11 protein-coding genes are annotated in these 6618 nt (G+C 63.0%); 1 reads left to right on the forward strand and 10 read right to left on the reverse strand.

The window, feature by feature from the left end; all coding sequences use genetic code 11:
• The 4 genes from VZ95_RS26795 to VZ95_RS21750 all read right to left on the reverse strand — a co-directional run.
• Window positions 1–282: PIN domain-containing protein (locus VZ95_RS26795; protein ID WP_045775321.1), on the reverse strand; the 282-nt coding region annotated here is incomplete at its 3' end.
• Window positions 282–557 carry a type II toxin-antitoxin system Phd/YefM family antitoxin gene (locus VZ95_RS07575; protein ID WP_045775314.1) on the reverse strand — a complete coding sequence of 92 codons (276 nt, stop codon included), beginning with the start codon at window positions 555–557 and terminating at the stop codon, window positions 282–284. The genes VZ95_RS07575 and VZ95_RS26795, both read right to left, overlap by 1 nt.
• 49 nt (window positions 558–606) lie before the next feature.
• Complete coding sequence (locus tag VZ95_RS07580) at window positions 607–1173, reverse strand: LysR substrate-binding domain-containing protein (protein ID WP_052711576.1); 567 nt, start codon at window positions 1171–1173, stop codon at window positions 607–609.
• Complete coding sequence (locus tag VZ95_RS21750) at window positions 1134–1466, reverse strand: LysR family transcriptional regulator (RefSeq protein WP_052711577.1); 333 nt, start codon at window positions 1464–1466, stop codon at window positions 1134–1136. The genes VZ95_RS07580 and VZ95_RS21750 overlap by 40 nt, the downstream gene beginning before the upstream one ends.
• Window positions 1467–1558: 92 nt before the next feature.
• Between VZ95_RS21750 and VZ95_RS07585 the strand changes: the two genes are divergently transcribed.
• Window positions 1559–2467, forward strand: a complete 909-nt coding sequence (locus VZ95_RS07585; RefSeq protein ID WP_198148161.1) for a DMT family transporter — start codon at window positions 1559–1561, stop codon at window positions 2465–2467.
• On the opposite strand, the gene VZ95_RS07590 is transcribed toward VZ95_RS07585, so the two are convergent.
• The 6 genes from VZ95_RS07590 to VZ95_RS07615 all read right to left on the reverse strand — a co-directional run.
• Window positions 2464–3006 carry an RES family NAD+ phosphorylase gene (locus tag VZ95_RS07590; protein WP_045775316.1) on the reverse strand — a complete coding sequence of 181 codons (543 nt, stop codon included), beginning with the start codon at window positions 3004–3006 and terminating at the stop codon, window positions 2464–2466. The genes VZ95_RS07585 and VZ95_RS07590 overlap by 4 nt on opposite strands.
• A gap of 8 nt (window positions 3007–3014) precedes the next feature.
• Window positions 3015–3353: an antitoxin Xre/MbcA/ParS toxin-binding domain-containing protein gene (locus VZ95_RS07595; protein ID WP_045775317.1), complete on the reverse strand. Its 339-nt coding sequence runs from the start codon at window positions 3351–3353 to the stop codon at window positions 3015–3017.
• 92 nt (window positions 3354–3445) lie between these two features.
• Entirely contained in the window at window positions 3446–4507 is a 1062-nt protein-coding gene (locus VZ95_RS07600) for a CobW family GTP-binding protein (RefSeq protein ID WP_045775318.1), read from the reverse strand.
• Window positions 4504–5514 (reverse strand): WD40 repeat domain-containing protein, encoded by a 1011-nt coding sequence (locus tag VZ95_RS07605; protein WP_052711578.1) that lies wholly within the window; start codon window positions 5512–5514, stop codon window positions 4504–4506. Before VZ95_RS07605 ends, VZ95_RS07600 begins: the two co-directional genes overlap by 4 nt.
• A complete protein-coding gene (locus VZ95_RS07610) occupies window positions 5514–6089 on the reverse strand; it encodes a DUF924 family protein (protein ID WP_045775319.1) in 576 nt (191 codons plus the stop codon). The genes VZ95_RS07605 and VZ95_RS07610 overlap by 1 nt, the downstream gene beginning before the upstream one ends.
• Before the next feature lie 4 nt (window positions 6090–6093).
• A partial coding sequence (locus VZ95_RS07615; RefSeq protein WP_045775320.1) for a CobW family GTP-binding protein occupies window positions 6094–6618 on the reverse strand: 525 nt, incomplete at its 5' end.

Raw genomic sequence — 6618 nt, forward strand, 5'->3', positions numbered from 1 at the left:
GATAGAGGCGCTCAAAAGGCCCCAGCGCCGCGCAATAGGTGGGGTGATCGACAGTAACCGTTCCCCAAAGATGGTCATGGTTAGACGAAGCCAATCTTCCAAGACCGCACTGAAACTGGGGTTGGTTTTTCGCTGTCGCTCAATCCCTTTTTCGATTTCGCCCAATGTTACGACCGAGAGATAGAGGCTCCCCGGCGCCACAGACCTGAGCCATTGGATGACAAACGGATTCGGGCGGGCTTTGCGTGTTTCCGAGAGAACCACCGTATCGAGAAGATACATTAAAACCCTGGATCACGGAGAGACAGGCGGGTCGGTTCTTGTTCCGAGGCCCCCTCGGGCTCCCGTGGCATCGCCAATAAATGATCCACGAAATTTGGCGCGGCGGGTGCTGGGGGGGCGCTTTTATTGAGCCGCGCATAATCATGGGTTGCGACGACGACGACCGAGGCCCCGCCGTGCAGGGTGATCGTCTGCGGCTCGCCGTGAGAGGCGGCCTCAAGCACGGCTCCAAGATGGGCTTCCGCTTCCTGAAGAGTCCAGTTCGGGCGAGTCATGGCAGCGCTCCTAAGGGTCGCTCTAGAGTTGGGCATCGGCGCAGGCGCGTCAAGCCCGCGCCTCCCCCAAACCCGCCAGAATATGCCGGGCGAAGAGGCGGGCACCGGGGCTGAGGTTTTCGCGCTGATAGAGGGCGATGTCGGTTTCCGGCAAGGGCGGCAAACCTTCGTCGGCCCCCAGCAAGCGGAAGCCCGGCGGCACTGTGCCGCGCGCCAGCACGGTAATCGCCAGCCCGGCGCTGACGGCAGAGAGAATCCCGGCGAAGCTGGAGCCGGTATAGGCGTTGCGCATGGGAATCCCCGCCGCCTGCAAGGCCCCCAGCGCGTGCGGGCGAAAGGCGCAATCTTCGGTGAAAAGCGCAAGGGGAAGCGGGCGCTGGCTTTCCAAGCGGTGATCCATCGCGCCGATCCATTGCAACGGCTCGCGGCGGACCAACTGCCCTTCTTCCGCCCCCGGCAGGCGCGTGCACAGCACCAAATCGAGCTGATCGATGGCGAGGCGCGCGCGCAAAACCTGGCTACAGGCGCAATGGACTTCCAAATTCACGCGCGGCTGTGCCCGCGTGAAGGCGGCAATCAGCGGGGTGACGAAGGGGCCTTCGTAATCGTCGGGCACGCCGAAGCGAATGAGCCTTCCGCGCCAATCGCCAGCAGATCATCGACGGCGGCGTCGTGATCGCGCAGCAGGCGGCGGGCGTGGCCGAGCAGGCGAACCCCGTCTTCGGTCGGGTGCGCGCCATTGCGTCCGCGCGTGAGCAAGGGCCGCCCGATCATGGCTTCCAGGCGCTTGATCTGCGCGGTCACGGCGGGCTGGCTGCGCCCGAGCTTATCGCCCGCCAAAGTGAGGCTGGCGTGATCGACGGTGGCGACGAAGCAGCGCAGTAGGTCGATATCAAAGGTTGGTCGCATCACAAAACCTGATGGAAAGATCAATTCTATTGCTTTGATCTATGGTAACGGCTCGGCGAAGCTGCCGCTATGGTTTTTTGGAGGGCCGCGCTATGACCAGTCTCAGTTTTCCCCTGTCGCTTTCTGCGCGAGGCCCGATGCGCCCCTCCCAAGCCGTGTTCTTGCTGCTCCTCGCCCAGGTCGCCATCGGCGCGGGGCCGCTGATGGTACGGCAGGTGGATATCGGCCCGGCGGATAGCGCCTTCTGGCGGCTGACGATTGCGCTTCTCGCGTGGATCGGCGTGATGCTGTGGATGCGGGGCCGGTCCCTCGGCGGGGCGAGTCTGCGCCCAACCGTGAAAGTCGGCGCGCTGCTGCTAGGGGCAGGGGCGGCGTTTGCCGCCGATCTCACCAGCTATCATTTCGCGCTGATGCATACCGCGATTGCCAATGCGACCTTTCTCGCCAATCTCTCGCCGCTGCTGGTGGCCTTGGGGGCGTGGGCGCTGTTTCGGGAAAAACCGGCGGCGCGCGCCCTGCTGGCCTTGCTCGTCGCCCTGATCGGCGCGGCGGTGATGACCGGCTGGCCCCATAAGGCGACGAGCCTGTCGCTTGGCGATGGCTTGGCGCTGATCGCCTGCCTGTTCTACACCCTCTACCTGCTGCTCACCCGCCGCCTTGCCGGGCTGGTCAGCGACTGGACGGTGATTCTCTGGACCAGCCTGGGTTCGGTCGGCACCGCGCTGATTTTGGCGGCGTTTCGCGGCGGGGTGGAATTCCCCCATAGCGCGACCGGCTGGGCCGCCGTGATCGGCCTCGGGCTCATCAGTCAGGCAATGGGCCAGGGGTTGACGCTGATTACGCTCGCCCGCCTGCCTGCTGCCTCGGGCGGCGTGATGCTGCTGGCGGGGCCGGTTCTGGCGATGCTCGGCGGCTGGGCCGTCTATGCGGAAGCGCCGAGCGTCGATCAGGCGTTGGGGGGCGCGGTGATTCTGGGGGCGTTGGTGCTGGCGCGGCGTTAGGGGCGGTTGTTCCGCCAAACGTTCCAATCGACCGGCTCGGCGGCCTGCACCTCAAGGTCGCCGGGGTCGAGCCGATCCAGGAACAGAATCAGATTTTGACACGGGGCGCGGGCGCTGGGGGTGAGGAGACCATCGAAGCCCAAAAAGAAAGCCGCGTCGGCAATCTCCTGACTGCGGCTATAATCGAGGTCCGCATAGCGTTCGGGGAGTATCCCCAAGGCCGACAGCGCCGCCATATCGGCGAGCTTCAGCGTTCGGCGGGTTTGCACGCGGATTTTATGCAGGATCGACACGAGTTTCGATGGGAAGACCGGCTGGCGGCTTAAGTGGAAATAGACTTCCGCCAGCGCCCCATCGCGGTCGAGCGAGGTATAGAGCACGTCGAAATGCCCAGGATCCCAACGCCCGCTGGCGGACGCGCCTTCGAGAACGTCGCGACCCTGGCGGGTGATGCGCCAGACCTCGCCTTCGAAGGTAATTCCGGTCTGCGCGTCCAGGGCATCAAGAAGATCGAGATCGCGGGCTTTGCGGTCGGTCATGGCAGGGGTCAGACGTAAGCCCCCGTATCAAGCCGTTCGATCACGCTTAAGACCTCTTCGGTACGATTGGCGTTGATAAGATCAATGGCGCGCTCGCCTTTCAGCAGCGGGTGCCGCGCGTGCAGCCACAGGCGGGCTTCGTCGGCGGTGTAAAAATCCGAGAGGCGTTCGACCACATAGCGCAGGTCGGCAATCACCGTTTGCGTGCGAAGGTTCGGCGTGCCATTGCCGTGCGACCAGCGCGAGACGGTTGCGGTCGAGACATCGACGATATTGGCGATGTCCTTCCCCTGAAGGCCGCCTCGGATGCGAAGATCGTCCAGAATGCGGGCGACGGCGGTGCTCATGGTGCGGCTTTCCTCAAAACGCGATTTTATTAAATTTACGCTTTGATTTCAGAAAGAGCAAATTGTGAAATCAATATGCAATTGTGATGGTTCTAACCTACCACCTCCGTCAACTGCTTGAGCGATTTTTCCAGCAGATCCCGGCTGATATCGCGGGTAATCAGTACAATGCGGCTGCGGTGGTCGTCATCCGGCCAGGCCGGGAGTTTCACCGGCGGGTGCAGCAGATGTTGGACGCCGTGCAACACGGTCGGTGTGTCTTGCCCGCGCAGGTTGAGGATGGCTTTCAGGCGCAGAATATCCTCGCCGCGATAGGCGGTGAGCGATTGCAGCCACAGGGTTACGGCGTCCCAGGGCAACGGCTCCGTCAGCGTTAGGCAGTGGGCCTCGATGCGGTCGTCGTGGCGGTTCAAAGTGTGGTGATGGTGTGGGTCGTGGTGGTGTAACCCGTGGTCATGGTCGTGATGGTGGTGGCCGTGCGCCTCGTAGGTATCGGCCTGCAACCAGCGGCGTACGTCCAGGCTTTTGGTGTCGGGGTTCCACAGCCCGGCTTCGATCAGCGCAGGCGCGGGCGCGTCGGTGTCTAAGATTGGCGCTGCCGGGTTCAACGCATGCAGGCGTGCTTTTAGCGCAACCACCTTCGCTGGATCGGCAATATCCTGTTTCGTCAGAATGATCCGGTCGGCCACGGCGGCTTGCTTTACCGCCTCCGGTTGGGCCGTCAGCGTCGCATCGCCGACAACTGCATCGACGGTAGTGACAACCCCATCCAGGCGGTAATGGGCCGCCACCAGCGGGTCTTGCATCAGTGTGTGTAAAATGGGGGCCGGATCGGCAAGGCCGGTGGTTTCGATCACGACGCGCTCGAACTCCGTCACCGTGCCGCGCACGCGGTCGATCGCCATTTGCCGCAGGGTTTTCGACAGGTCCGACTGAATGGTGCAGCAGAGGCAGCCCGAGGCCATCAGAATGCGCTGCTGCCCGTCGCTCTCCTCGATCTTTTCGATCAAATGATGGTCGAGCCCGATTTCCCCGAACTCATTGATGAGCACCAGCGCATTTTTCAACGCGGGATCGCGCAACAGTCGGTTCAGCAGGGTGGTTTTGCCCGACCCAAGAAAGCCGGTGAGCAGGGTGACGGGGATCAGGCTCATGCCGCCTCGCTGGGAACCGAGAAGATCATCGCGCGGCCATCGTCGGCGCCGGCGACCAAATGGTGCCCGTCGCGCGACCAGGCGAGGCAGGTGACGGGGCCGCGTTTCGTGACCTGCACCTTGCCGCCCGCCTTCGTTGCGAGATCGACCATCGCCAGCGTGCCATCTTCATAGCCGCAGGCGATAAAATGCGTATGGGGGTGGGCGGCGACGCGCGTTACCACGCTATTCTTCACTTCCACCAACTCCAACGGCGCGCGGCCTTCCGGCCCCGGCCCATCGAACGGCCACGCCACCAGCACTTCCGCGCCGGACGTGCAGAGCCACTGCCCATCCGCCGAAAAGGCGAGCGAGCGAACCTTGCTTTGATAGCCGGACATGCGCATCTCGCGCTTTTCATCGAGCCGCCAGCCGTGCACGTCGCCTTCTTGCGTGGAGGTGGCGACGATCGAGCCTTCCGGGTTGATGACGACGGCCAGATGCGAGCCCTTCCACACCAGCTTGCGCGGCTCAGCGCTGCCGTCGAGCTTCCACAGGGTCGCGCCATTGTAATGGCAGGCGACGAGGCTTTCGCCGTGCAGGGCAATATCCATCACGGTGCTGTCGTGCGGGCCGTAGGTCGTGATGGCACTTCCGTCGGCGGCCAGCAGCAGCACATTTTTCCCAACCGCATAGGCGAGGCGGCCATCGGGTAGAATGGCCATCACCTCGATCCATTGATGCGGGTGCTTGGCCCATTCGACCGGCGCGCCTTCAGCGGGTATGCGCATCACACACCCATCTTCACCGCCACTCACATAACCGCCGAGGGGATGGGCGACGAGGGCCGTGAGCCCGCCCTTATGCACCTGGGTTTCGCTCGAAACCTGCTGGGCGGCGGTGGCGAAGGGAATGCGGCGCAGCTTGCCATTGGCTTGCCCCAAGGCGGCCTCGCGGCAATCCCAGGCCACGGTGGCGCGGGTCAGATAGCCGTCGAATTTCCAATTGGTCCGCGAGGCGTTTTGCATCAGAAGGAAGATCCTGGTTCGGCCAAAAACTGAAACTCTTCGGGCGTGCTGTCGCGGCCCAAAATCTCATTGCGATGGGGGAAGCGCCCGAAGCGCGCAATCACATCGCGGTGGCGTTCGGCATAATCGGCCAGTTGAGCTTTGGCCAACTCCGGCGCTTCCGCTTCAAGCTGGCGCATGAGCTCGACACTGCGATCTTGCAGCGCGAGGTTTTCGGCATGCTCCAGCGGCAGATAGAAGAACAACCGCTCCAACGGCGTGAAGCGCTGCTGATAGCCGCGCTCCAACCCCATCAGCGTTACTTCCTGGGCACGGATATCGCCAGCAAAGGCCAAGGGCGTGCCGCGATAGGCATTGCGGGGGAATTGATCGAGCAGCAGCACGAGCGCGAGGGCGGAACGCGGCATCCCGTCCCAGCCATCGAGCCCGCTGCTGAGGGCTTGGCCGATTTCCATCTGGAACCGCCGCGCGATTTCCTGATCGAAGGCCTCGCCGCCGTTGAACCATTCGGGCCGAAAGCGCTGCGGCTCTTCGCCCCCGAACCAGAATTCTAGAATGGCGTTGGAACTGCTCACCGTTTTACCCTTTGGCGCAATTGAGGAAACCGTCGCGCAGGGCGTCGGCATCCAGATCGCGCCCGATGAAGACGATGCGGCTGTCGCGCGTATCGCGCCCGCGCCAGGGGTTGCCCCAGCTATGGTTCATCTGCATGTGGACGCCCTGGAACACGAAGCGGCGGTTGGAGCCCGTCACGTTCAGAATGCCCTTCGAGCGGAAAATATCCTGGCCCTTCAGGCGCAGCAGCGTGCCGATCCAGGCTTCGAACTTATCCGGGTCGATGGGCTTATCGGTGGTGATACCGACCGAGGCTACGTCTTCTTCGTGGTGATGATGGTGATGGTCGAGAAAATGCGGCTCCTGCTCCAGAATGCGGTTCAGATCGAACGCGCCCCGGTTGAGGATCTGCTTGAGGTCGATCTCGCTGTTTTGCGTGTGATAGAGCGGCGCAAACGCGTTGATTTTGCGCACGCGCGCTTCCACCGCCGCCAGTTCTTCTGCCGACACAAGATCGACCTTATTCAGCAGCAGCACATCGGCAAAGGC

Source organism: Elstera litoralis (assembly GCF_000963705.1).
Lineage (GTDB): Bacteria > Pseudomonadota > Alphaproteobacteria > Elsterales > Elsteraceae > Elstera > Elstera litoralis.